The sequence below is a fragment of the Marivita sp. NO-S04 genome (assembly GCF_059070475.1).
The window spans coordinates 718440-740391 of record NZ_CM180980.1 but is presented as its reverse complement, the minus strand read 5'-3'; the positions used below and the strand labels follow the sequence as shown (position 1 = coordinate 740391).

The window sequence follows — 21952 nt, the reverse complement described above, 5'->3', positions numbered from 1 at the left end:
CGATCTGCATAGAGTTTTTTGCATCACGAGGAGGAAATCGTCAGTGGAAGCAGACTATGTGATCGTCGGCGCGGGCTCTGCCGGCTGCGTTCTTGCCAACCGCCTCAGCGCGAATCCGGCTGTCAAAGTCGTTCTCCTCGAGGCGGGTGGGCGTGACCTGAACCCGTGGATTCACATCCCCGTCGGGTACTTCAAGACGATGCACAACCGGTCCGTCGATTGGTGCTACCGCACCGAACCTGATCCCGGCTTGAACGGGCGGCAACTTGACTGGCCGCGGGGCAAGGTTCTGGGGGGATCATCCTCTCTCAATGGTCTGCTCTACGTGCGCGGACAGCCGCAGGACTATGACCGCTGGGCGCAGATGGGCAATCCCGGCTGGGCGTGGGACGATGTGCTGCCGCTCTTCAAGCGCTCGGAAAATCAGGAACGTGGCGCGGATGATTTTCACGGCACCGAAGGCCCGCTGTCGGTTTCCAACATGCGCCTCAGCCGTCCGATTTGCGATGCATGGGTGGAGGCTGCCCAAGCGGCAGGCTACCCGTTCAATCCCGACTACAACGGTGCCACCCAGGAAGGCGTCGGGTATTTCCAACTGACCACCCGCAACGGCCGTCGCTGCTCCAGCGCCGTGGCGTTCCTCAATCCGGCCCGGTCACGCCCCAACCTCACCATCGTCACGCGCGCTGCCGCCAGTCGCATCCTGTTCGACGGCAAACGCGCCACCGGTGTCGCCTATCGCGACGCAGGCGGCATTGAACACACCGTGAAAGCGCGCGCCGAAGTGATCCTGTCCTCAGGGGCCATAGGGTCGCCGCAACTGTTGATGGTCTCAGGCATCGGAGAGGCGGACCACCTGCGCGATCACGGCATCACCGTACGGCACGACCTGAAAGCCGTCGGCAAAAACATGCAGGACCACCTGCAAGCGCGCCTTGTGTTCAAATGCAAAGAACCGACCCTCAACGACGAGGTGCGCAGCCTTCTGGACCAGGCCCGCATTGCAGTGAAATACGCACTCCATCGCAGTGGCCCCATGGCGATGGCGGCCAGCCTTGCCACTGGCTTCATGCGCACCGGCGACCATGTCGACACGCCCGACATTCAGTTCCACGTTCAACCTTGGTCCGCCGACAGCCCAGGCGCAGGGGTGCATCCGTTCTCTGCCTTCACCATGTCGGTCTGCCAATTGCGCCCCGAAAGCCGTGGCATGATCCGGCTCGCCTCAGCCGACGCGGCGGTGTATCCCAAGATACACCCGAATTACCTGTCTACAGACACCGACTGTCGCACGATTGTCGAAGGCATCAGGATCGCCCGCCGCATCGCGCGACATGCGCCGCTGACCGACAAGATCTCGGAAGAGTTCCGCCCTGATGCCTCACTCGAGCTTGATGATTACGACGGCACGCTGAGCTGGGCGCGCAACAATTCGACAACGATCTATCACCCCACCGGCACCTGCAAGATGGGCCAAGGCAGCGATGCCGTGGTTGATGCCCGACTACGGGTGCACGGCATCGCCGGGCTGCGCATCGTGGATTGTTCGATCATGCCCGAGATCGTGTCGGGCAACACCAACGCCCCTGCCATCATGATCGGGGAGAAAGCGTCCGACATGATCCTCGAAGACCTCAAAGCGGGCGTCTACGACCAGATCGCGTGACGGCTGGCCTGAAACCTCAGGCCAGCTCCCGCGCTTTTTCCCGCAATGCGAACTTCTGGATCTTGCCCGTTGAAGTGCGCGGGATCTCAGAGAACACGAACCGCCCCGGCACCTTGTAATGCGCCAGATGTTCGCGGCACCAGCCGCGCAACATCTCGGCATCCGCTTGGCGACCCTGCGCCAGTTCGACAAAGGCGCAGGGTGTCTCGCCCCACCGCTCATGTGGCATGGCGACAACCGCGACCACGGCCACGGCATCGTGCCGATAAAGCACCTCTTCCACCTCGATGGACGAGATGTTTTCACCGCCCGAGATGATCACGTCCTTGGACCGGTCCTTGAGCTGGATATACCCGTCGGGGTGGCGCACACCCAGATCACCGGAATGAAACCAGCCCCCGGCAAAGGCCTCTTGGGTGGCTTTCGGATTGCGGAAATAGCCCTTCATCACCACATTGCCCCGGAACATGACCTCGCCCATCGTGACACCGTCGCGGGGCACCGGCTGCATCGTTTCCGGGTCCAGCACCTCAAGTCCTTCAAGCGGCAGATACCGCACCCCCTGCCGGGACTTCAGCCGCGCTTGTTCCGCTCGTGGCAAATCGGACCATTCGGCGTGCCAGTCGTTCACCACGGCAGGGCCATAGGTCTCGGTTAAACCGTAAAGGTGCGTGACCTCGAACCCCGCTTCTTTCATCTCCGCCAGTAGCTTTTCCGGGGGCGGCGCAGCAGCTGTGAAGAATTGTACCGTTTGGTAAAATTCCCGTTTCACCTCTGGGGGTGCGGAAATCATCAGCGACATGACAATCGGCGCACCGCAAAGATGGGTCACACCTTCATCCGCCAACGCCGCCCAGATCGGCTCTGCCCGCACTTGCCGCAGACAGACATGGGTGCCGATGATCGCCGAAAGCGTCCACGGGAAACACCAGCCGTTGCAATGGAACATCGGCAGCGTCCACAGATAGACCGCGTGCTTGGGCATCGACGCCGTCAGTGCATTGCCCTGCGCCAGCAGATAAGCCCCCCGGTGGTGGGACACCACACCTTTGGGGTCGCCCGTCGTGCCAGACGTGTAGTTAATGGAAATCGCGTCCCATTCATCCTTGGGCATCAGCCACGCAAACGCGGGATCGCCACTTGCAACAAAGGCGTCATAGTCGATGGCCTGGGCCACAGGGGCCGGGTCGGTGAATTCCGGATCGTCATACTGGATCAACAAAGGAGTAACCGTCGCCAGCGCCAAAGCCTCTTGCATCAGAGGCATTAATTCCCGGTCCACGATGACGATCTTAGCCATCGCGTGATCCAGCTGGAACGCGATGATCGCAGCGTCCAGACGGGTGTTGATCGAATGCAGCACGCCGCCGCACATCGGCACGCCGTAGTGACATTCAAGCATGGCTGGCGTGTTCGCCAGCATCGCTGACACTGTATCCCCTCGCCCGATCCCGCGTGCGGCCAAGGCCGACGCCAACTGCCGGGACCGGCTGTAGAAGTCGGCATAGCTGCGCCGCAACGCGCCATGCACCATCGCGATGTGATCGGGGAAAACCGATGCTGCGCGTTCCAGAAAGGTGAGCGGCGTCAGCGGCTGATGGTTCACAGGGTTGCGATCCAGACCGGTATTGTAGGGGTTCTGCGTCATGGGGTCAGGCGTCCTGCCACTGGGGCGCGCGTTTTTCGATAAACGCGCCGATGCCCTCTTCTGCGTCACGCGCCAGCATGTTGTCCACCATCACCTGGCTGGCATAGGCGTAGGCGTCGGTCAAAGGCATCTCGCGCTGCGCATAAAACGCCCGCTTGCCTGTCGCCAGTGTCATGCTGGACTTCGACGCGATCTTGCTCGCCATCTCCATCACCGCATCGCGCAAACTGTCTGCCGCAACCGCGCGGTTGACCAAGCCGATTTCGGCAGCCCGGTCGGCGGGCGTCATGTCGCCCGTCAGCAACATTTCCATAGCGTGCTTGTTCGCCACGTTGCGCGAAAGCGCAACCATTGGCGTCGAGCAGAAGAGCCCAATATGCACCCCCGGCGTGCTGAACTTGGCGGTGTCGGCGGCAATCGCCAGATCACAACTGGCCACCAACTGGCACCCCGCTGCCGTAGCGATGCCCGTCACTTCGGCGATCACCGGCTTGGGGCAGGTGACGATACCCTGCATAACGCCCGAGCATTGTGCCATGACGTGGGAGAAATACGCTCTGCCGCCGTCTTCGGCCGCACGGCCTGCCGTCATTTCCTTGAGATCGTGTCCGGCGCAGAACGCCGGACCATTGGCGGCAAGAACAATCACCCGCACCGCCGGATCAGCCCCGGCTTCGGCAAAGGCCACGCCCAAAGCTGCAAGCATCGCTTCGGACAAGGCATTGCGCCGCCCCACGTCGTTCAGCGTGAGGCGCAGAATACCAGTGTCATCAAGGTCGCGCAGAAGGATATCGCTTTGGGTCACGAGGCGTGCTCCGGTCAGTTAGAGGATGTTGATCTCGACGCTGTCGGCCAGCGTGTTTGCGATAAAGCAATAGCGGTGCGCGCGATGCTGCATCTTGTCCAGTTCGGCCGCATCGGGTGCGAAACCCGCATCGAACCGAACCACCGGGTGCAGGTCGATGCGGGTGACCGACATCTGGCCCTTGGCGTTCTTGCCCAGATGAGCGACGGCCCGGTCCTGATAGCCCGCCACCGGCCAACCCGCCTTGGCAGCCAAGGCAAGAAAAGTCATCATGTGGCAACTCGACAGCGCCGAAGCCAGAGCCTGTTCTGGGTTGGTGTTGGACGGATCACCGCCCCAGTCGGGGGCGGCGTCCACTTGAACATCGAACGCGTCGTTGAACTGCACACGATGTGCGTTGGAGTACTTGCCTGCAAGCAAAACAGGCTCAGCGCGCTGCCAGTGCAGCTCGATCGAAAGGTCGGACATGGTTCAGGTCTTTCTTGAGAGACGCGCGATCAAGCGGCGGCAAGGGACTTCTTTGGATCGTAGAACGGACGCTCCACAACGGTCGCACGGGTCGGTCCCGACGGGGTGATGACCTCGACCTCGGAGCCGATCACGGCGCAGTCCGCGGCGACCATCGCCAACGCGATGTTGCGCTCAAGCCGCGGGGAATAAACCGCCGATGTGACCTTGCCGATATTGGTGCCGTCCTTGTTGATCGCCCAGAACGTGGTGTTCGGCCCTTTCATTGGATCGCAGTCGATAATGAGACCCACTTGCTGGCGGCTCACACCCTCTTCCTTGATGCGACGCAGCGCGGCTTTGCCGATGAAGTCCGCTTCCATGTCAAGATTTACCAGACGGTCAAATCCCAACTCGAACGGGTTGGTTTTGATATCTGCATCCGCATGGTACGACAACATCCCACCTTCGATGCGCCGGATCGACGAGGTGTGGCCGGCCTTCAGACCGAAGGCCATGCCAGTCGCCATGATCCGTTCCCAGAGCACATCGCCCTGCGAACCATCGCGCAGATAAAGCTCATAACCCAGTTCGCTGGACCAACCGGTCCGCGACACGATCAATGGGATTCCGTCCAGATCGACTTCACGCAGCCAATAGTACTTGAGATCCATGATGCTTTCCCCAAACAGGGCTTGCATGATCTCGCCGGATTTCGGCCCCTGCAACTGCAGCGGGGACACATCGGGTTCACAGATCGACACATCCATGCCGGAATGCACCGCCACGCCCTGCGCCCAAAGCAGGATGTCGCTGTCCGCGAGGGAAATCCAGAAGTGGTTTTCCGCCAGACGCAGCAGGATCGGATCGTTCAGGATGCCACCCTCGGCATTGGTGATGAGGATGTATTTGCACTGCCCGACCGCCATTTTGGAAAGGTCACGCGGTGTCAGCATCTGAACGAATTTTGCGGCATCCGGACCGGTGATTTCGACCTGACGTTCGACCGCCACGTCACACAGGATCGCGTCGTTCACAAGGTTCCAGAAGTTCTGCTCGGGGTCACCGAAATCACGCGGGATGTACATGTGGTTATACACCGAAAACCCCTTGGCCCCCCAACGCACGGTTGCGTCGAAATAGGGGGATTTGCGGATTTGCGTGCCAAAGCCGAAGTCTTCTGTATCCATGGTGTTCGCCCTTGAAAAAGACCGACGCCCTGCGCCGGAACTGGTGGAAGCTGGCGGTTATCTAGACGCAGAAATAATCGGGGAGCGGACCAAAAAATAACTGGACGAAAGACCGAACAGCCCGATTTTTCGGCCCGGCTCAGACCGTTTGGTCCGAAGGGCTTATCGACCCGATGCGGCGACCAGTTTCGGAATATTGGGCCGAGTCGATTTGACTTTTCGGGTGACGATGTAGGTCATGTAGCGATCCACCCCCAATTCGGCATCCAGCATCGCCTGCATCAACTCCTGAAACGCCGTGAGCGTCGGACAGATTACGGTCATCACGTAGTCCATGCCGCCTCCCGTCGCGATGCATTCGATAACTTCGTCATGTTCGTTCATGAAGGCTTCGAACCGGTCAAAATCAGCCTTGCGGTGATGGGTGAGCGAAACCGTCACCACCACCTGTGTGAAATCGCAGACACGGTCCAGCGCGATATCGGCGTAATAGCCACGAATGAACCCCGCCGCTTTTAACCGATCCAGCCGGACCCAGCACGGCGTGGCCGAGATGTTCACGATCTCGGCCAGTCGACTTTTGCTTAGCTGTCCATGTTTCTGGACAGCACTGAGAATGCGAATATCCGCGGCATCGAGCCCGACGCGTTTCATCGTTCCAACCTTCCAAGCCGATCAGTTCCAGCGAACAATCAACATATATGTCTATAAGGGAAGTGCTAACACTGGTGAAAAACAGCGTCACTTGCACCGGACGCTTTGTTGGCGGCGGCATAGGCAAAGACAATCCGTGGGTCCAGAGAAGATCAGGCGGGATCTTGGGTGCGGGCAATTTCTTGCCAGTGCTCTCCCATTGCGACGATGCAGGACGTGCCATTGGCGTAGCTTTGGACCAACGTCCAATCCCCGCGTTGGTCAATCCACACTTCGATCAAAGCATCTGGCCCACGCATCCCGCGGCCCAGCTTTTGCGCGCCGTGACGCGTCATAAGCTGCTTTTCAAGACGGGCGCTGTCGTCACAGAACAGGTCTGAAATCGTGCCAGCTTCGGCGTGGGGACCAAAGGCTAGGGCACATAGGCTAAAAGCAAGAAGGGACCGCATGAGGCATTCATAGCATCGCTCAATTCTGTGTAACAGTTTCATGACGGCCTGTGGATAAGTTTTCCGACACATGTGATCGCGCCGTCGCATCCAATCGCATGGACCGCTGCGCCGTGCGTCACAAAACTGTTTCGCGAAATTCGCAAACCCGATTCAAAACTGTCGCATTAGCTTTGCACCGCCCCCCTATCAGCCGCGTCAACACAGGGGGATACGATGCTCGAACTCAAGTCACTGACCAAGCGGTTTGGCGACAAGACTGCCGTGGATGCTGCCACTTTCACCGTAGATCGGCCCATGATGATCGGCATCATCGGCCGCTCAGGTGCCGGGAAATCGACGCTGCTGCGGATGCTCAACCGTCTGAGCGATGCCAGCGACGGCGAAATCCTGTTTGAAGGTCGAGAGATTTCTTCGCTCAAGGGCGCGGCCCGGCGTGAATGGCAATCACGCTTTGCGATGATCTTTCAGCAGTTCAATCTTGTTCCGCGTATGGATGTGGTCTCGAACGTTCTGCACGGCACGCTGAACCGCCGGTCGACCTTTGCGACGATGTTCAACCTCTACCCCCAAGAGGACATTCATAAAGCCATTGAAATCCTCGACCGACTTGGCATTGCGGAGCAAGCTCCCAAACGCGCCGAGGCGCTGTCGGGTGGTCAGCAGCAGCGCGTCGCGATTGCGCGCGCTTTGATGCAAGACCCCAGCATCATCCTTGCCGATGAACCGATTGCCAGCCTTGACCCTATGAACGCCCAGATTGTGATGGATGCGCTGCGCCGCATTCACGAAGAAGACGGGCGCATGGTCATCGCCAACCTGCACACCCTCGACACCGCGCGCCGCTATTGCGACCGGGTGATCGGGATGCGCGACGGGCGCATCGTCTTTGACGGACGCCCTGACCAACTGACGACCGGTGTCGCCCGCGACATCTACGGCGCAGGGGCGGATTTCTCGGAAGCCGCCACATCCACCGCCATCGAAACACTGGACCAGTCCAACAAAAACCTCGTGTTGGCCTGACCCAGTTGAAACCCCGCTGCGGCGGGCTTTTGCATTTCATCACACCCAATGGAGAGACAGATGAAAAAGACCATCGCACTTGCGCTTGCGACCACAACCGCTCTGAGCACCGCTGCTTTCGCACAGGACATCACCGAATTCCGCATCGGCATCCTTGGTGGCGAAAACGCTCAGGACCGCATGAACAGCTATAGCTGCCTGCAGGACTATGCCGCAGAAGAGCTCGGCGTCGAAGTCAAGCTGTTCGCCCCGGCCGACTACAACGGCGTGATCCAGGGCCTGCTTGGTGGCACCATCGACATGGCATGGCTTGGCGCATCGGCCTATGCCGCAACCTTTCTGCAAGACCCCGAAGCGGTCGAGCCGGTTCTGGTCAAGGTCAACATGGACGGTTCCATCGGTTACCATTCCATCGGTTTTGCACGCAAAGACGCCGGTGTGACCTCGCTCGAAGACATGCAGGGCAAAGTCTTCGGCTTTGGCGATCCGAACTCCACATCGGGTTACCTGATCCCCTCCATTGAAATCCCGCAGGCCACCGGATCGACAATGGAATCCGGCGACTATTTCGGTGAGGTCAAATTCACCGGCGGCCACGAGCAGACCATCGTTGCAGTCTATAACGGCGACATCGACGGTGGCGTGACATGGGCCGACGGTCAGGGCAACTGGGAAGACGGCTACAACTCGGGCGCATTGCGCAAGGCAGTCGATGCCGGTCTCGTCGACATGAACGAACTGGTCGAAATCTGGAAATCCAAAGTGATCCCGGAAGGCCCTGTCGTTCTGCGCAAGGCGCTGCCGGATGAAGTCAAAGCAAAGATGACTGCTCTGGTCGACGGCCTGCACGAGCGCGATCAGGACTGCGCCTACGGTGTGGCCGCTGGCGAAACGCTCGGCTTCCAGCCGGTCGAGCACAGCATCTACGAGTCGGTGATCGCAGCACGCCAAGCCAAAATCGGCGGCTAAGACCCACCCCACTCCATCGGCAGCCTGCACGCGGGCTGCCGATTTTCATTTGAGGGCAGCAGATGACAGACGCGACACTTGCCGCGGCGCAGGAACGCCAGACGGTAGACAGCATTCAGACCAGCTACATGGCCCAGGTCCAGCGCCGCCGCCTTTACGGTGGGCTGACATTGCTCATCTTCGTTGTGCTTATGGTGTCCGGCTTCAACGTGGCCGACGACCGCAATGCTGGCGGCTTCTGGGACGGGCTGCACCAGATCGGTGATTACCCCGCAGAGGTACTGGCCGAGGCTTGGGAAAAGCGCGCCGACCTGCCTGCACTTATTGTCGAATTCTTCCCCGCACTGGTGGAAACCATCAACATCGCAGCGGTCTCAACGCTGATCGGCGCCGCCGCCGGTCTGATCCTGTCGCTCTTGTCGACGCGCGGTTTGGCCCGCTGGCCCCGCCTGATCCCGGTGTTCCGCCGCAGCATGGATATCATGCGCGCCGTACCTGAAATCGTGATCGCGCTGGTGCTGATATTTGTTCTGGGTGGCGGCCCGGTGCCCGCGATGATCGCCATTGCCATTCACACGGCAGGCGCCTTGGGCAAGATGTTCTCGGAAGTGGCGGAAAACGCCGACCTCAAACCCGTCGAAGGGCTTGCTTCAACCGGGGCTAACTGGTCACAGCGGATGTGGCTGGGTGTACTGCCGCAGGTCGCGCCCAACTATCTGAGCTACGCGCTTCTGCGCTTTGAAATCAACATCCGCGCCTCAGCTATCCTTGGCTTCGTCGACGCAGGTGGTCTTGGCTACGAGCTGCGCAACGCGATGGCTTGGGGGCCGGGCCGTTTCGATGAGGCCGCCGCGATCTTTATCCTGCTCTTCGGAACCATCGTGTTCTTCGACCAAATCTCAAGCCGCTACCGCAACCGTCTGACCGAAGGACAAAACGCATGACCGCCGCTGACCTGAGCCTTGTCAAAACGGACGCAGACGCGCTCTTTGCCCGCAAGCGCATATTTGCAGTGGCCCTGCCCGCGATCGTTCTGGCCTATTTCGTCTACATCTTCTTTGCCTTCGACATCGCGGGCCTGACGAAACGCGCAAATTGGGACAACGCAGTCACGCTCGCGTCCGACAGCTGGTCGTACAAAACCCACGTCACCCGCGACAACCGCAGCGGAGAGATGTCCTACGCGGTCGAAGGCGAACGCAAAGGCGCCTACCCCGAGGGCCAGCGCCCCGATTGGGTCAGCGGGGACGACATCATCACGATTGATCTGGGCGGCGACACCATCGTGCGCCTGCTGCCTGATCAGCGAACCGAAGTGAATGTGCCCGGTTTCGGCCTGATCGAAGCGCAGGCCGAAGGCCGCACCATCACAACCAACCTGCCCGAAGACGCACCCGACTGGATCAACGCCTCGAACCGACGTGTGGCAATCACCACCCCCGAAGGCCGCGTGACGATCACCGGATCGAAAACCGAGGTGTTCAACTATTTCCCGGGTTGGGAGCTGTTCTGGTTCACCTTCGACAGCCCCTATCACGGCCACGGGTTGTTCGAGATCCTGTTGGGCGACCGCATCGATCCAACCCGCCCCAATGTCGCTGGCGCGGTCTCTGATTGGTGGAACAACGCGATGTGGCGGCACAAAGATGTGGCCTGGGCGATTGGCGAAACCATCCTGATGGCATTCCTTGGCACGATGGGGGCCGCGATCATTGCCCTGCCGCTTGCCTTCATGGCGGCCAAGCGCTTTGCGCCAGTCATGATCGTGCGCGCCGCAACACGTCGCCTGTTCGATTTTGTACGCGGCGTCGATGCCTTGATCTGGACCGTTGTTCTGGCCCGCGCCTTTGGCCCCGGCCCTCTGACCGGGACGCTGGCGATCCTGATCACCGACACGGGCACATTCGGCAAAATCTTTTCAGAGGCGCTTGAGAACGTCGATCAGAAGCAGATCGAGGGTGTTGCCTCCACCGGAGCCAAGCCGCTGCAACGCTATCGCTTTGGCGTGATCCCCCAGATCGTGCCGATCCTTCTGGCGCAGATCCTCTATTTCCTCGAATCCAACACCCGCTCTGCCACCATCATCGGCGCGATCACCGGTGGCGGGATCGGCCTGATGCTGACGCAGGCCATCCAGACCCAGAAGGACTGGGAAGAGGTCGCCTATTACATCGTTCTGATCGTGGCGATGGTGATGGCGATGGACAGCTTCTCGGGCTGGCTGCGCGGCAAGCTGATCGGCCGCAAGGATTGATATGGCCCGCCTCAAGCATGACGCACCCTTCGTTCACGAGGGGTGCACCCTGACCGACAGCACGTTTGGCGCCTATACCGAGATCGGGTTGGGCAGCCGTGTCACCAACAGCCATATTGGCGATTACAGCTATTGCGACCGCTATGGCGATATCGCCAATGCCGAAGTGGGCAAGTTCGCCAATATCGCCAGCTTCGTGCGGATCGGCGCGACAGACCATCCGCTGGATACGGCAGCGTGTCACCACTTCCTATACCGGTCGCAGGATTACTGGGACGATGCCCGCCCGGACGAGGATTTCCTCAACCACCGAAAGACCCGTCGCGCGGTAATCGGCCATGACACGTGGATCGGCCACAGCGCGATGATCAAACCCGAGGTCACTCTGGGCCACGGCGCTGTTGTGGCCAGCGGGTCTGTCGTGACCAAAGATGTGGCCCCCTACACCATCGTCGCCGGCACCCCCGCGCGGGTGATGCGCGAACGGCAACCCATTGCGATTGCGGACCGGCTGATCGACCTTGCGTGGTGGGATTGGCCCCACGACGCGCTGCGCATGGCGCTGGATGATTTCCGCTCGCTCAGCGCCGAAGAATTTCTGGAACGGTTTGGGGGCTAGGCTTCCAAAGTCAACGTAACCCGATCCCCGGCGAACCACGTGCGCCCATACTCGACCGGGTGTCCCTCGGCCTCGACATTCACGCTGGTCGACCGCAGCAGCGGATCACCTTCCCGCAGGTGCAAAAGCAGCGCCTGCGTGACGTCCGCCAAGACCGCCGTAAGTCGGGTGCTGGCGCGGGTGTAGTCGGCCACACCCGAAAGCGCCAATGCCTCGGTCACGCTGCTTGTCTCAGTCAGGTGTTGGTCGATCCCGGCGAGCCGGTCCACTGGGAACACGCTTTCGAACAGCGCAATCGGCGCGCCATCTGCCAGCGACAGCCCGCGATAGGCACAGACCGGGGCGCCTTCGTCGACCTCTAGCGCCCTTGCCTCGCCCACAGTGGCCGCGCGGCATTCCACGTCAAGAACACGCTTCTCCGGCCTCCGCCCGGCAGCCAGCAGGTTTTCGTGAAACCGCACCCGTTCGCCTATCGGGTAATCGGTGGGGGTTGAGGCTACAAACGCCCCCGCCCCGCGCCGCGTTCGCACCAGTCCTTCGTCGACCAAATGCGACAGCGCATGGCGCACCGTGTGCCGGTTCACCCCAAACCGTGCCGAAAGCTGTGCCTCGGTCGGGAGCTTGTCACCGGGCAGGTAGCGCCCTTCAGAGATATCCGCCCTGAGCGCCGCCGCGATGGCTTTCCAGACAGGGGTCGAGGACCGGGTGTTACGCAAAATTCACAAAACTCCACTGTCTCGGATCGGGGAATCTGGTACGATATGTCTAGTTGTATAGAAACTTGAAAAGTTGTCGAGATGAAAGACACGATCGACCAGACACCGGACCGCAAAGCATGGATGAGCCTGATGGCAAAAGCGCCCGAAGGCCGCGTGGTGGCCCTCCTGGACGCCGCCCTGCCCCGCCCCGCCTTTACTTGGCTGCGCGCCCCAGAGATCGGCAGCGTCATGGTACGTGGTCGCGCAGGTGGCACCGGTGCGCCGTTCAACCTTGGCGAAATGACGGTTACGCGCTGTGCGCTGACCTTGCCAAGTGGCGAGGTGGGACACGCCTATGTGCAAGGCCGCCGCAAACTGGATGCCGAAGCCGCAGCACTGGTCGATGCTTTGATGCAGACAGACGCGGTCACTGTTCTTCGCACCAAGGTTCTTGAACCGCTGGAGCACGAGGCCACCACACGGCGCACCACACGCGCCGAAAAGGCTGCTGCCACCAAGGTCGATTTTTTCACAATGGTGCGGGGGGAAGATTGATGCAGGCACAGACACTCGAAGGGGGCTTTTCCAACCCCGCCACCGATGCAGCCCACGCTTTTCGCGGCGTGATGGAGGCGATGGCCCGCCCCGGCACTATTCAAACACTGATGGGTGCAAACCCACCTGCCCCGCTGTCGGTGGCAGCTGGTGTTGCGCTGCTTACCCTCTGCGACACGGAAACCCCGCTCTATCTGGCGGGCGACGCCGATTGCGAAGCGGTGCGCACATGGGTGGCCTTCCACACCGGCGCGCCCATCGCTGGCCCGTCGCATTGCATGTTTGCACTTGGCACATGGGGCGCACTTGGCTCGCTTGCGGCCTATCCCATCGGGACATCCGAATACCCTGATCGGTCTGCGACGCTGATCGTGGAATGTGCTGACCTTTCGGCGGAGGGCGAAACCCTGACTGGCCCCGGAATCCGCGACACCGCAAGCCTCTCCTTGCCTGAAACGCGGGCCTTTCAGGACAACGCGGCGCTGTTTCCGCTGGGACTGGATTTCATCTTCACAAGTGGCAACCGCATCGCAGCACTGGCGCGCAGCACCAAGGTCTCGCGCTCAAGCAGCGAAGCGGTAGCGCAAGAAGGAAATTCCTAATGTACGTTGCAGTCAAAGGCGGCGAACGCGCAATCCAGAACGCCCACGCGTGGCTGGCCGAAGAACGTCGCGGCGACACGTCGGTGGCCGAACTCTCGGTCACACAAATACGCGAACAGCTCAGCCTTGCCGTCAATCGTGTGATCGCCGAAGGCTCGCTTTACGATCCCGATCTGGCCGCGCTGGCGATCAAACAGGCGCGCGGTGATCTGATCGAGGCGATCTTCCTCATCCGCGCCTATCGCACCACCCTGCCCCGCTTTGGCGCATCGGACCCGGTGGACACCGGCAATATGGCTTGCGACCGGCGCATCTCGGCCACGTTCAAGGATTTGCCCGGCGGACAGGTGCTTGGCCCAACCTTCGACTACACGCACCGCCTGCTGGATTTCAAACTCGCCGCCGATGGCGAAACTCCGGAAGCATCAATGCGCGAGGCCGAACCCGGCCCAGTGCCGCGCGTCACCGAATTTCTCAACAAAGAGGGCTTGATCGAAGAGGCCCCGCACGATGACACGACTCCGCCCGATCTGACGCGCGAACCGCTGGAAATGCCCGCCGACCGCGCGTTGCGCCTGCAAGCGCTGACCCGCGCCGATGAGGGCTTTACCCTGTCGATGGCCTATTCCACCCAGCGCGGCTATGCCCGCAACCACGCCTTTGTCGGCGAATTGCGTATCGGCACAGTGCCGGTCGAGATGGAGATCCCCGAATTGGGCTTCGCCATCGAAATCGGAGAAATCACCCTGACCGAATGCGAAACCGTCAACCAGTTCAAAGGCTCGAAAACCGAACCGCCGCAATTCACACGCGGTTACGGTCTTGTCTTCGGCCAGACCGAACGCAAGGCGATCTCAATGGCGCTGGTCGACCGCGCCTTGCGGTGGGAAGAACTGGGCGAGGACAACGTGGGCGCCCCGGCGCAGGACGCAGAGTTCGTCCTCTACCACGCGGACAACATTCAGGCGACAGGGTTCCTCGAACATATCAAGCTGCCGCATTACGTGGATTTCCAGTCTGAACTGGAGCTTGTGCGCAAACTGCGCCGCGAGGTCGAAGCCTCGCAAGGACAGCATCAAGAGGCCGCGGAATGACCTTAGTCGCCGCCGCCATCCCCGCCGTCACATCCGCCATCACCATCGCTGTCGGACGACCCTTCAAGTGCCGAATTCAGCCAAGTGCCTTCAAAGCATATGCCGATAAAGGTTCGTCCAGCCAGCAGGGCAACAAAGCCCAGCACAATCAGGATCACAGTCCAGTCCATACCATCTCGCTCATCGTTCTCGCAGCGTACTTAGCGCAGGAATGCGGCCCTGTTGTGGCACCTCGCAGAAGGGGCATCGCATGACCCAGAAACACGTCGTATTCGACATCGGCGGTGTGCTGGTGGACTGGCAACCGCATCTTGCATGGCTCGACCGTTTCGGGTCTGCCGAGGCTGCCCATGCCTTTGTCGAGCGCACCAATTTCCGCGCTCTCAATGCGCGCGGCGATGCCGGCGAGCGCTTTGTCGATCTCGCGCTTGAGGTCGAAGACCCAGACGATCGCGCACATTTCGCCGATTACGTGTCACTCTACACAAAAACCGTGGTCGATCCGATCCCCGGCACATGGGCCATCCTCGATCGGCTCAAGGCGCAGGGAACCTCGGTGCATGCCATCACCAACTGGTCAGCGGAAACCTGGCCCGAGGGACTCAAGGTGCATCCGCGTCTGGGCGAGGTGTTTGAGACACTCGTTGAACCGCCCCGGGTTTACCGGAGAGTAAAACACTCAAAGGATGAGCCCTATGACAAAGCAGAGATTCACCCCCGCCTATCCGGCCGAGCTTCGCGAACGCGGTGTTCGGATGTTTCGAGAGAACCGTACCGATTATTCCAGCGATACGGCCGCCTATAAGGCCATCGCGCCGAAGCTTGGCTGTTCGCCGGACAGTCTGCGGGTCTGGTGTCAGCAGGCCGAACGCGATGCCGGGCAGCGGGCCGGTCTGACAAGTGCCGAGAAGGATCGGATCAAGGAACTTGAGCGTGAGGTCCGTGAACTGCGCCAGGCCAACGAGATCCTGAAGAAGGCCAGCGCATATTTCGCAGCGGCGGAGCTCGACCGCCCATTCCGCAAATGATCGCGTTCATTGATGATCACCGTTGTGTCCATGGTGTCGGGCCGATCTGCCGGGTTCTGGGGATCGCACCATCGACTTATTACGCCTTCAAGGCCGTGGAGCGTGATCCGGATCTGGCATCGGACCGGGCCAGGCAGGATCAGCTGGACATGGCTGCGATCAAGCAGGCCTTCGAGGGCAGCCGGGGCCGATATGGCGCGCGCAAGGTCTGGCACCAGCTACGCCGCAGTGGCCATGATATCGCCCGCTGCACGGTGGAGAGGTTGATGCAGGTCATGGGATTACAAGGCGTTGTGCGGGGCAAGAAGGTGATCACCACCAACCCCGATACGGCACAACCTTGCCCGCACGATAAGGTAAACCGAGCCTTCGTGGCGGACATGCCAAACCAGCTTTGGGTCAGCGACTTCACCTATGTTTCCAGCTGGCAAGGAATGGTCTACGTGGCTTTCATCATCGACGTCTTCGCCCGCAAGATCGTTGGCTGGCGGGTCTCGACCTCGATGACGACTGGTTTCGTCTTGGATGCCCTGAACCAGGCCATCTGCCAGAGGGCGCCGTCTGAGGCTGACAAATTGATCCATCACAGTGATCGTGGCAGCCAATACCTGTCGATCCGATACACCGAGCGGCTCGCAGAGGCCGGCATCGATACCTCGGTCGGAAGCGTCGGCGATTCCTATGATAATGCCCTCGCCGAAAGCATCATCGGCCTGTTCAAGACCGAGGTCATCAAGTTCCTCGGCCCCTGGAAGTCGGTCGGTCAGGTCGAATGGGAAACTCTGAAATGGGTCGACTGGTATAACAACACCCGCCTTCACAGCGCCGTCGGTTACATCACGCCACAAGAAGCAGAGGAGGCATTCTACGCAAGCTTGAACGCTGACGAAAAAGCAGCCTCACTATTGAACCAGAAACTCTCCGGTAAACCCGGGGCGGTTCACGTCGTGTCAGGTCAGGAAGGCATCATCAAACCCGATGCCCGGATATTCCACCTGCTCTGCGACCGCGCCGGAGTGGCGCCAGAAAACTGCATCTTCATCGACGACGGTCTGCACAATGTCGACGGCGCCCGCAGGGTTGGGATGGACGGCATCCACTTCACATCGCCCGAAGCGTTGCAAGCCGCTTTGACCGATCGGGGGGTGCTATGACCCCCACACTGTCATTCTCAGCCGCGACGGCGCTTCAGCGGCAGGTCGAAAATCCCGCTCTTATTGGCGGGATCGCTGAACCAGCCATCCGGACCGATCAGATCACTGGGAAACAGCCTTTCCAGTCGAGGAAGAAGACGGAACAGAACCGACTCCAAGGCCAGCCAAACGACAAGGGCAATGCCCCCCCACCACAGAACAGTAATCATCAACGCGACCATAAGACCCCCGGGTTTTCGGACAGCGACTCGTTGCGTCGCATTAACCACAGCAGTGAGACAGTCTTGTGACACCCTCATCAGAGTACAATTTCGCCTATCTGGACGAACAGACAAAACGCATGATCCGCCGCGCGATCCTCAAAGGTCTGGCGATCCCCGGTTATCAGGTGCCCTTCGCCAGTCGCGAGATGCCGATGCCGTATGGGTGGGGCACCGGCGGCGTACAGGTCTCTGCTGCCGTGCTGACGCCGGATGACCGCTTCAAAGTCATTGACCAAGGGGCCGACGACACGACAAACGCCGTGTCGATCCGCACCTTCTTTGAACGTACCGCAGGCGTCGCCACCACCACCGCCACGACCGAGGCAACGGTGATCCAGACCCGCCACCGCATTCCCGAAGTGCCGCTGACCGAAGGCCAGATCCTCGTCTATCAGGTGCCGATCCCGGAACCCTTGCGCTTTCTTGAACCGCGCGAAAGCGAGACCCGCAAGATGCACAGCCTTGAGGAGTACGGGCTGATGCATGTGAAGCTGTACGAAGACATCAGTCGACACGGCCACATAGCCACCTCCTATGCCTACCCGGTCAAGGTCGAGGCGCGCTACGTGATGGACCCGTCGCCCATCCCAAAATTCGACAACCCCAAACTGGGCGATTGCCCTGCGATCCAGCTTTTCGGCGCGGGCCGCGAACAGCGCATCTATGCGCTGCCGCCCTATACGCAGGTTGTCAGCCTCGATTTCGAGGACCATCCGTTCGAGGCATCAAAAGCCGATCATCCTTGTGGCCTGTGCGGGGCTGATGACAGCTATCTCGACGAGGTGATCGTGGATGATGCAGGCGGACGGATGTTTGTGTGTTCCGACACCGATTATTGCGAAGGACGGCAGTCAGCCGGTCATCGCGGAAAGGATGCAGCATGACGCCCCTTCTCTCCGTCCAAGGCGTGACGAAATACTATGGCGCGCATATTGGCTGTGCCGACGTGTCCTTCGACCTTTATCCCGGCGAAGTCATGGGCATCGTGGGAGAATCCGGGTCGGGCAAGTCCACGCTGCTCAACTGCATGGCAGGGCATCTGCGCCCCGATGCAGGGTCAGTTGTGTTTGACACTCACGGCCAAGGTCCCCGCGATACCGTCACGATGAGCGAACCCGAACGCCGCATGCTGTCGCGCATCGATTGGGCCTTCGTCCACCAGCACGCCCGCGACGGGCTGCGCATGGGCGTGAGCGCGGGCGGCAATGTCGGCGAACGGCTGATGGCGGTGGGTGCCCGGCATTATGGCGACATTCGCGGCAAGGCGGTCGACTGGCTCGACCGGGTCGAGATTGACGCAGGTCGCGTCGACGACCGCCCCACGACATTCTCAGGTGGGATGCAGCAGCGCCTTCAGATCGCGCGCAACCTCGTCACCGGACCCCGGCTTGTCTTCATGGACGAACCCACCGGTGGGCTGGATGTCAGCGTGCAGGCACGCCTGCTTGACCTTCTGCGCGGGCTGGTGCGCGATATGGGGCTGTCGGCCATCATTGTCACCCATGACCTTGCCGTGGTGCGCCTGCTGGCTGACCGCCTGATGGTGATGAAAGACGGGCACGTGGTGGAAAACGGCCTGACCGATCAGGTGCTCGATGACCCGCAGCACGCCTACACGCAACTTCTTGTCAGCTCTGTTTTGCAGGTGTGAGATCATGATCGACCTTTCCAACGTGTCCAAGACCTTCACTCTGCACAATCAGGGCAGCGCGGTGATCGAAGTTCTGAGCGATGTCAGCCTGACCGTCGCCCCCGGCGAATGTGTGGCCCTGACCGGCGCATCGGGCGCGGGCAAATCCACATTGATGCGCATGATCTACGGCAATTACCGTGCACAATCCGGGGCGATCCGGGTCGGCGGTGTTGACCTCGTGCAATCCGAACCGCGCGAGATCATCCAGATCCGACGCGAGGTGCTGGGCTATGTCAGCCAGTTCCTGCGTGTTGTGCCGCGTGTTCCAACACTGGATGTTGTGGCCGAACCGCTGCGCGCGGTCGGTGTTGGCAGCGATGAAGCCCGCACACGCGCCAAAGACCTGCTAGCGCAGCTCAACATCCCGGAACGGCTTTGGTCGCTGTCCCCCACCACGTTCTCGGGCGGCGAGCAACAGCGGGTGAACATCGCGCGCGGCTTTGCCCATCCTTACCCAGCAATGCTGCTGGATGAACCAACCGCCAGCCTTGATGCCGCCAACCGCGAAGTTGTCCTGTCGCTGATCGAAGCGGCCAAGGCGCGTGGTGCCGCGATCATCGGCATATTCCACGACGAAGCCGCCCGCACCCGCATCTGCGACCGCGAAATCGACGTGAGTCGCTTTACCCCGGGGATGTCCTCAAGCAGCGAAGCAGTAGGACAATACAACGAGTCTGCGGCATGAACGCGGGTCGCCTCATCGCCGTGGTCGGCCCCTCTGGCGTTGGCAAGGATAGTGTGATGGCGGGCATGATCGCCGCACGACCCGAAATGCGCCTTGTGCGCCGCACCATCACCCGTGCGCCGGGCTTGGGCGGTGAGGACTATGACGCGGTAACGCAAGACGCTTTTGACGCCGCTGCACAGCAAGGGGCGTTCTGTGTGTATTGGACCGCGCATGGCCTGTCTTATGGCATCCCAGCGGATGTCCTCACATACGTTCAATGCGGCAAAGACTGCCTTGCCAACTTTTCGCGCGGCGCACTTCTTCAGGCGGCAGAGGCCTTCCCAAAGATGATCGTTCTCAACATCACCGCCTCACCTGCCACGCTGGCCAAACGGCTTGCCGGGCGCGGGCGGGAAACCGAGGCCGAAATCGCCGCCCGTCTGGCACAAGCTGACAAAGCCCTGCCCTGCGCCCTGAACATTGTGACCATCACCAATGACGGCGCGCTCGAGGACACAATCAATGAGGCGCTAACCGCGCTTCAGCCGGCAAGGGTGTAGCGTTGGATCAGTTCGAACCGTCCATCCTCGCGCTCTCCGACCAGTGCCACCGCGTCCATCACAAAGGGCGCAGGCAAGGGCGGAAGATGTACGCGGGCGGTGTCGGTCCAATGGGTGATCTTGTCGACCGGAAGACGCCCGGTCAGGGTCAGGTGAAGGCGGAATTCCTCCATCACATACGGATAGCCCCAGCGCTGCAGCAGCGCTTCCTGCCGCTCCGACAGGCGCGCCTTGCGACGTCGCGCCAACTCGGCCCCACCGGGCGGTGCGCGAAACGCGTCCAGCGCCTCGACACAAGTGGCCGCCACACGGGAGATGCCAGAGGTGTCACCTACCGGGGTCAACGCCAGGAAGCGGCCCAGTGCGGTCAGGGCCAGCCCATCGCTCTGCGCGGGCGCACAGGTCGCAGCCATCTGGACCAAAGCCTCTTGCAAACCAGCCACATTCGTCCCTTCGGCAAGCTGAAACGGCGGTTTCAACGTTCCGTGAAACCCATATTTGCGCGGTGTCATTGTCACGTCATGAAGACCGGGCACATGGGGGGGAACAAGAGTGCGGGCAGTAACGCAATCCCATCCCAACCATGCCGCCCCGAAATCGGCCAGCACGCCTTCGGGCGGAAGATAATAGACCGCAAAGCGAGTGTATGACATGAACTCTCCTTTTCTTTCGTCCCGTTTGGCAGAGCCACATGACGGTTCCATGTCAGAGGTGCTGCAACTTGCCAATGCCCGGCTTGTTTTGGCGGATCGTGTCATCACCGGGCGGATACTCATCATCGACGGCCAGATCGACGTGATCGAGGAAGGCGACATCGTGCCCAACGGCGCGGTCAACTGCCAGGGCGATTACGTGATGCCGGGGCTGGTGGAGCTGCACACCGACAATCTTGAACGGCATATCGAACCGCGTCCCAAAGTGGATTGGCCGCATCTGCCCGCCTTGCTGGCCCATGACGCCGAACTGGCCTCGACCGGGATCACAACCGTATTCGACGCACTGCGCGTGGGGTCGATCCACAGCGCAAAAACAGGATATGGTGAATACGCCCGCAAACTTGCCGACGAACTGCTTGAGGCGCGAAAGCTGGGGCTGTTCAAGATCAGCCACTTCCTGCATCTGCGCGCCGAGATATGCTCGGAGACCCTGCTCGAGGAGATGGCCGCATTCGGTCCGGAAGACCGCGTTGGAATCGTCAGCCTGATGGACCACACCCCCGGGCAACGGCAGTTCCGCGATCTTAGCGCGCTTAAGAATTATGTCACCAAGAAGCGCGGCCTGAACGATATCGAATTCGCCGAACACGTCGCCAACCTCAGGATGTTGCAAGAGAAATTTGGCGCGATCCACGAAACCGGCGCGGTGGCCGAAGCCCGCCGGTATGGCGCGGTTCTGGCCAGCCATGACGACACTACCGCCGATCAGGTGGACACATCTGCGGCCAATGGCGTGGGATTTGCCGAATTCCCCACCACCCGTGAGGCGGCCGCGGCGTGCCGCGCGCATGGCATCGCGGTGATGATGGGGGCGCCGAACCTTGTGCGGGGCGGATCGCATTCCGGCAACGTTGCGGCACGAGAATTGGCCGAGGCCGAGATGCTCAACATCATCTCCTCAGACTACGTGCCGTCGGCGCTTCTGCTGTCAGCCTTTCTGCTGGCCGATATCTGGGACAACCTGCCCGCCGCAATTGCTTGCGTCACAAGCGCCCCGGCTGCATCCGCAGGTTTGACCGATCGCGGGCGCCTGAAACCGGGCCTGCGCGGCGATGTGATCCGGGTTCGCGCCGTCGGATCGACCCCGCTCATCCGGGGCGTCTGGAGCCGTGGACGCCGCGTGGCCTGACACCGTTACCAACAGACCAGCCCCCGCACTGCGCGCCAAGGCCTTGCGCGGCGCAACATCATGGCA

26 protein-coding genes, 1 pseudogene and 1 other annotated feature are annotated in these 21952 nt (G+C 60.9%); of the genes and pseudogenes, 17 read left to right on the top strand and 10 right to left on the bottom strand.

The annotated features are described in order from the left end of the window. Window positions 1-43 precede the first annotated feature (43 nt). A complete protein-coding gene (locus ACK3EW_RS03895; protein WP_493808539.1) occupies window positions 44-1666 on the top strand; it encodes a GMC family oxidoreductase in 1623 nt (540 codons plus the stop codon). A 16-nt stretch (window positions 1667-1682) separates the two neighbouring features. Here the strand turns inward: ACK3EW_RS03895 and ACK3EW_RS03890 are convergent, their stop codons facing one another. The 6 genes from ACK3EW_RS03890 to ACK3EW_RS03865 all read right to left on the bottom strand — a co-directional run bounded on the left by ACK3EW_RS03890 (window position 1683) and on the right by ACK3EW_RS03865 (window position 6859). Next, window positions 1683-3314 carry an acyl-CoA synthetase gene (locus tag ACK3EW_RS03890; RefSeq protein WP_493808538.1) on the bottom strand — a complete coding sequence of 544 codons (1632 nt, stop codon included), beginning with the start codon at window positions 3312-3314 and terminating at the stop codon, window positions 1683-1685. Between the two features lie 4 nt (window positions 3315-3318). Then, window positions 3319-4119 (bottom strand): enoyl-CoA hydratase, encoded by an 801-nt coding sequence (locus ACK3EW_RS03885; RefSeq protein WP_493808537.1) that lies wholly within the window; start codon window positions 4117-4119, stop codon window positions 3319-3321. Between the two features lie 18 nt (window positions 4120-4137). Further along, window positions 4138-4587, bottom strand: coding sequence for an OsmC family protein (locus ACK3EW_RS03880; protein WP_493808536.1), 450 nt, complete (start codon window positions 4585-4587; stop codon window positions 4138-4140). 29 nt (window positions 4588-4616) lie between these two features. Next, window positions 4617-5756 carry a glycine cleavage T C-terminal barrel domain-containing protein gene (locus ACK3EW_RS03875; RefSeq protein ID WP_493808535.1) on the bottom strand — a complete coding sequence of 380 codons (1140 nt, stop codon included), beginning with the start codon at window positions 5754-5756 and terminating at the stop codon, window positions 4617-4619. A gap of 162 nt (window positions 5757-5918) precedes the next feature. Next, a complete protein-coding gene (locus ACK3EW_RS03870; RefSeq protein ID WP_439118422.1) occupies window positions 5919-6410 on the bottom strand; it encodes an Lrp/AsnC family transcriptional regulator in 492 nt (163 codons plus the stop codon). 152 nt (window positions 6411-6562) lie between these two features. After that, window positions 6563-6859, bottom strand: coding sequence for a hypothetical protein (locus ACK3EW_RS03865; protein WP_493808534.1), 297 nt, complete (start codon window positions 6857-6859; stop codon window positions 6563-6565). Window positions 6860-7075: 216 nt separating this feature from the next. Between ACK3EW_RS03865 and phnC the strand changes: the two genes are divergently transcribed. The 5 genes from phnC to ACK3EW_RS03840 all read left to right on the top strand — a co-directional run bounded on the left by phnC (window position 7076) and on the right by ACK3EW_RS03840 (window position 11727). Continuing rightward, on the top strand, window positions 7076-7885 hold the full coding sequence (gene phnC / locus ACK3EW_RS03860) for a phosphonate ABC transporter ATP-binding protein (RefSeq protein ID WP_493808533.1): 810 nt from the start codon (window positions 7076-7078) through the stop codon (window positions 7883-7885). Between the two features lie 60 nt (window positions 7886-7945). Continuing rightward, on the top strand, window positions 7946-8854 hold the full coding sequence (gene phnD / locus ACK3EW_RS03855) for a phosphonate ABC transporter substrate-binding protein (RefSeq protein WP_493808532.1): 909 nt from the start codon (window positions 7946-7948) through the stop codon (window positions 8852-8854). A gap of 62 nt (window positions 8855-8916) precedes the next feature. Further along, complete coding sequence (gene phnE, locus ACK3EW_RS03850) at window positions 8917-9798, top strand: phosphonate ABC transporter, permease protein PhnE (protein WP_493808531.1); 882 nt, start codon at window positions 8917-8919, stop codon at window positions 9796-9798. Then, complete coding sequence (gene phnE, locus ACK3EW_RS03845; protein WP_493808530.1) at window positions 9795-11108, top strand: phosphonate ABC transporter, permease protein PhnE; 1314 nt, start codon at window positions 9795-9797, stop codon at window positions 11106-11108. Before phnE (ACK3EW_RS03850) ends, phnE (ACK3EW_RS03845) begins: the two co-directional genes overlap by 4 nt. Window position 11109: 1 nt before the next feature. After that, on the top strand, window positions 11110-11727 hold the full coding sequence (locus ACK3EW_RS03840; protein WP_493808529.1) for an LbetaH domain-containing protein: 618 nt from the start codon (window positions 11110-11112) through the stop codon (window positions 11725-11727). Here ACK3EW_RS03840 and phnF read toward each other — a convergent pair. Continuing rightward, the gene (phnF, locus tag ACK3EW_RS03835; RefSeq protein WP_493808528.1) at window positions 11724-12443 is read right to left on the bottom strand and encodes a phosphonate metabolism transcriptional regulator PhnF; all 720 of its coding nucleotides are present in this window, start codon (window positions 12441-12443) and stop codon (window positions 11724-11726) included. The two genes, ACK3EW_RS03840 and phnF, sit on opposite strands and share 4 nt — an antisense overlap. An 81-nt stretch (window positions 12444-12524) precedes the next feature. Between phnF and phnG the strand changes: the two genes are divergently transcribed. The 3 genes from phnG to ACK3EW_RS03820 are packed head-to-tail and all read left to right on the top strand — an operon-like array spanning window position 12525 to window position 14676. Then, on the top strand, window positions 12525-12980 hold the full coding sequence (gene phnG, locus ACK3EW_RS03830) for a phosphonate C-P lyase system protein PhnG (RefSeq protein ID WP_493808527.1): 456 nt from the start codon (window positions 12525-12527) through the stop codon (window positions 12978-12980). Continuing rightward, window positions 12980-13582 carry a phosphonate C-P lyase system protein PhnH gene (gene phnH, locus ACK3EW_RS03825; RefSeq protein ID WP_493808526.1) on the top strand — a complete coding sequence of 201 codons (603 nt, stop codon included), beginning with the start codon at window positions 12980-12982 and terminating at the stop codon, window positions 13580-13582. Before phnG ends, phnH begins: the two co-directional genes overlap by 1 nt. Next, complete coding sequence (locus ACK3EW_RS03820) at window positions 13582-14676, top strand: carbon-phosphorus lyase complex subunit (protein ID WP_493808525.1); 1095 nt, start codon at window positions 13582-13584, stop codon at window positions 14674-14676. Before phnH ends, ACK3EW_RS03820 begins: the two co-directional genes overlap by 1 nt. A gap of 2 nt (window positions 14677-14678) precedes the next feature. Here ACK3EW_RS03820 and ACK3EW_RS03815 read toward each other — a convergent pair whose 3' ends face one another. Continuing rightward, the gene (locus ACK3EW_RS03815; protein ID WP_439118433.1) at window positions 14679-14846 is read right to left on the bottom strand and encodes a hypothetical protein; all 168 of its coding nucleotides are present in this window, start codon (window positions 14844-14846) and stop codon (window positions 14679-14681) included. Window positions 14847-14926: 80 nt separating this feature from the next. Here ACK3EW_RS03815 and ACK3EW_RS03810 point away from each other — a divergent pair, with 80 nt between their 5' ends. The 3 genes and pseudogenes from ACK3EW_RS03810 (at window position 14927) to ACK3EW_RS03800 (ending at window position 16858) form a co-directional block, all read left to right on the top strand. Next, window positions 14927-15481, top strand: coding sequence for an HAD family hydrolase (locus ACK3EW_RS03810; protein WP_493808524.1), 555 nt, complete (start codon window positions 14927-14929; stop codon window positions 15479-15481). Next, window positions 15372-16603: pseudogene (locus ACK3EW_RS03805) on the top strand (IS3 family transposase); the annotation flags it as partial. The gene ACK3EW_RS03810 and the pseudogene ACK3EW_RS03805, both read left to right, overlap by 110 nt. Continuing rightward, window positions 15659-15775, top strand: a sequence feature (AL1L pseudoknot). Its footprint overlaps the pseudogene before it by 117 nt. Further along, window positions 16580-16858, top strand: coding sequence for an HAD-IA family hydrolase (locus tag ACK3EW_RS03800; RefSeq protein ID WP_493809685.1), 279 nt, complete (start codon window positions 16580-16582; stop codon window positions 16856-16858). The pseudogene ACK3EW_RS03805 and the gene ACK3EW_RS03800, both read left to right, overlap by 24 nt. Window positions 16859-16875: 17 nt before the next feature. On the opposite strand, the gene ACK3EW_RS03795 is transcribed toward ACK3EW_RS03800, so the two are convergent. Then, window positions 16876-17079: a hypothetical protein gene (locus ACK3EW_RS03795; RefSeq protein WP_493808523.1), complete on the bottom strand. Its 204-nt coding sequence runs from the start codon at window positions 17077-17079 to the stop codon at window positions 16876-16878. Between the two features lie 65 nt (window positions 17080-17144). Here ACK3EW_RS03795 and ACK3EW_RS03790 point away from each other — a divergent pair, with 65 nt between their 5' ends. From ACK3EW_RS03790 to phnN, 4 genes are read left to right on the top strand one after another with little or no spacing between them, the layout of a single operon-like run. Beyond that, window positions 17145-18005: an alpha-D-ribose 1-methylphosphonate 5-phosphate C-P-lyase PhnJ gene (locus ACK3EW_RS03790; RefSeq protein ID WP_493808522.1), complete on the top strand. Its 861-nt coding sequence runs from the start codon at window positions 17145-17147 to the stop codon at window positions 18003-18005. Beyond that, a complete protein-coding gene (phnK, locus tag ACK3EW_RS03785) occupies window positions 18002-18772 on the top strand; it encodes a phosphonate C-P lyase system protein PhnK (RefSeq protein WP_493808521.1) in 771 nt (256 codons plus the stop codon). The genes ACK3EW_RS03790 and phnK overlap by 4 nt, the downstream gene beginning before the upstream one ends. Window positions 18773-18776: 4 nt before the next feature. After that, window positions 18777-19499, top strand: a complete 723-nt coding sequence (phnL, locus tag ACK3EW_RS03780) for a phosphonate C-P lyase system protein PhnL (protein ID WP_493808520.1) — start codon at window positions 18777-18779, stop codon at window positions 19497-19499. Further along, on the top strand, window positions 19496-20041 hold the full coding sequence (phnN, locus tag ACK3EW_RS03775; RefSeq protein WP_493808519.1) for a phosphonate metabolism protein/1,5-bisphosphokinase (PRPP-forming) PhnN: 546 nt from the start codon (window positions 19496-19498) through the stop codon (window positions 20039-20041). The genes phnL and phnN overlap by 4 nt, the downstream gene beginning before the upstream one ends. Here the strand turns inward: phnN and ACK3EW_RS03770 are convergent. After that, window positions 20023-20694, bottom strand: coding sequence for a DUF1045 domain-containing protein (locus ACK3EW_RS03770; protein ID WP_493808518.1), 672 nt, complete (start codon window positions 20692-20694; stop codon window positions 20023-20025). The two genes, phnN and ACK3EW_RS03770, sit on opposite strands and share 19 nt — an antisense overlap. On the opposite strand from ACK3EW_RS03770, the gene ACK3EW_RS03765 reads away from it, so the two are divergent. Continuing rightward, window positions 20693-21886 (top strand): alpha-D-ribose 1-methylphosphonate 5-triphosphate diphosphatase, encoded by a 1194-nt coding sequence (locus tag ACK3EW_RS03765; RefSeq protein ID WP_493808517.1) that lies wholly within the window; start codon window positions 20693-20695, stop codon window positions 21884-21886. The two genes, ACK3EW_RS03770 and ACK3EW_RS03765, sit on opposite strands and share 2 nt — an antisense overlap. Window positions 21887-21952: the final 66 nt, after the last annotated feature.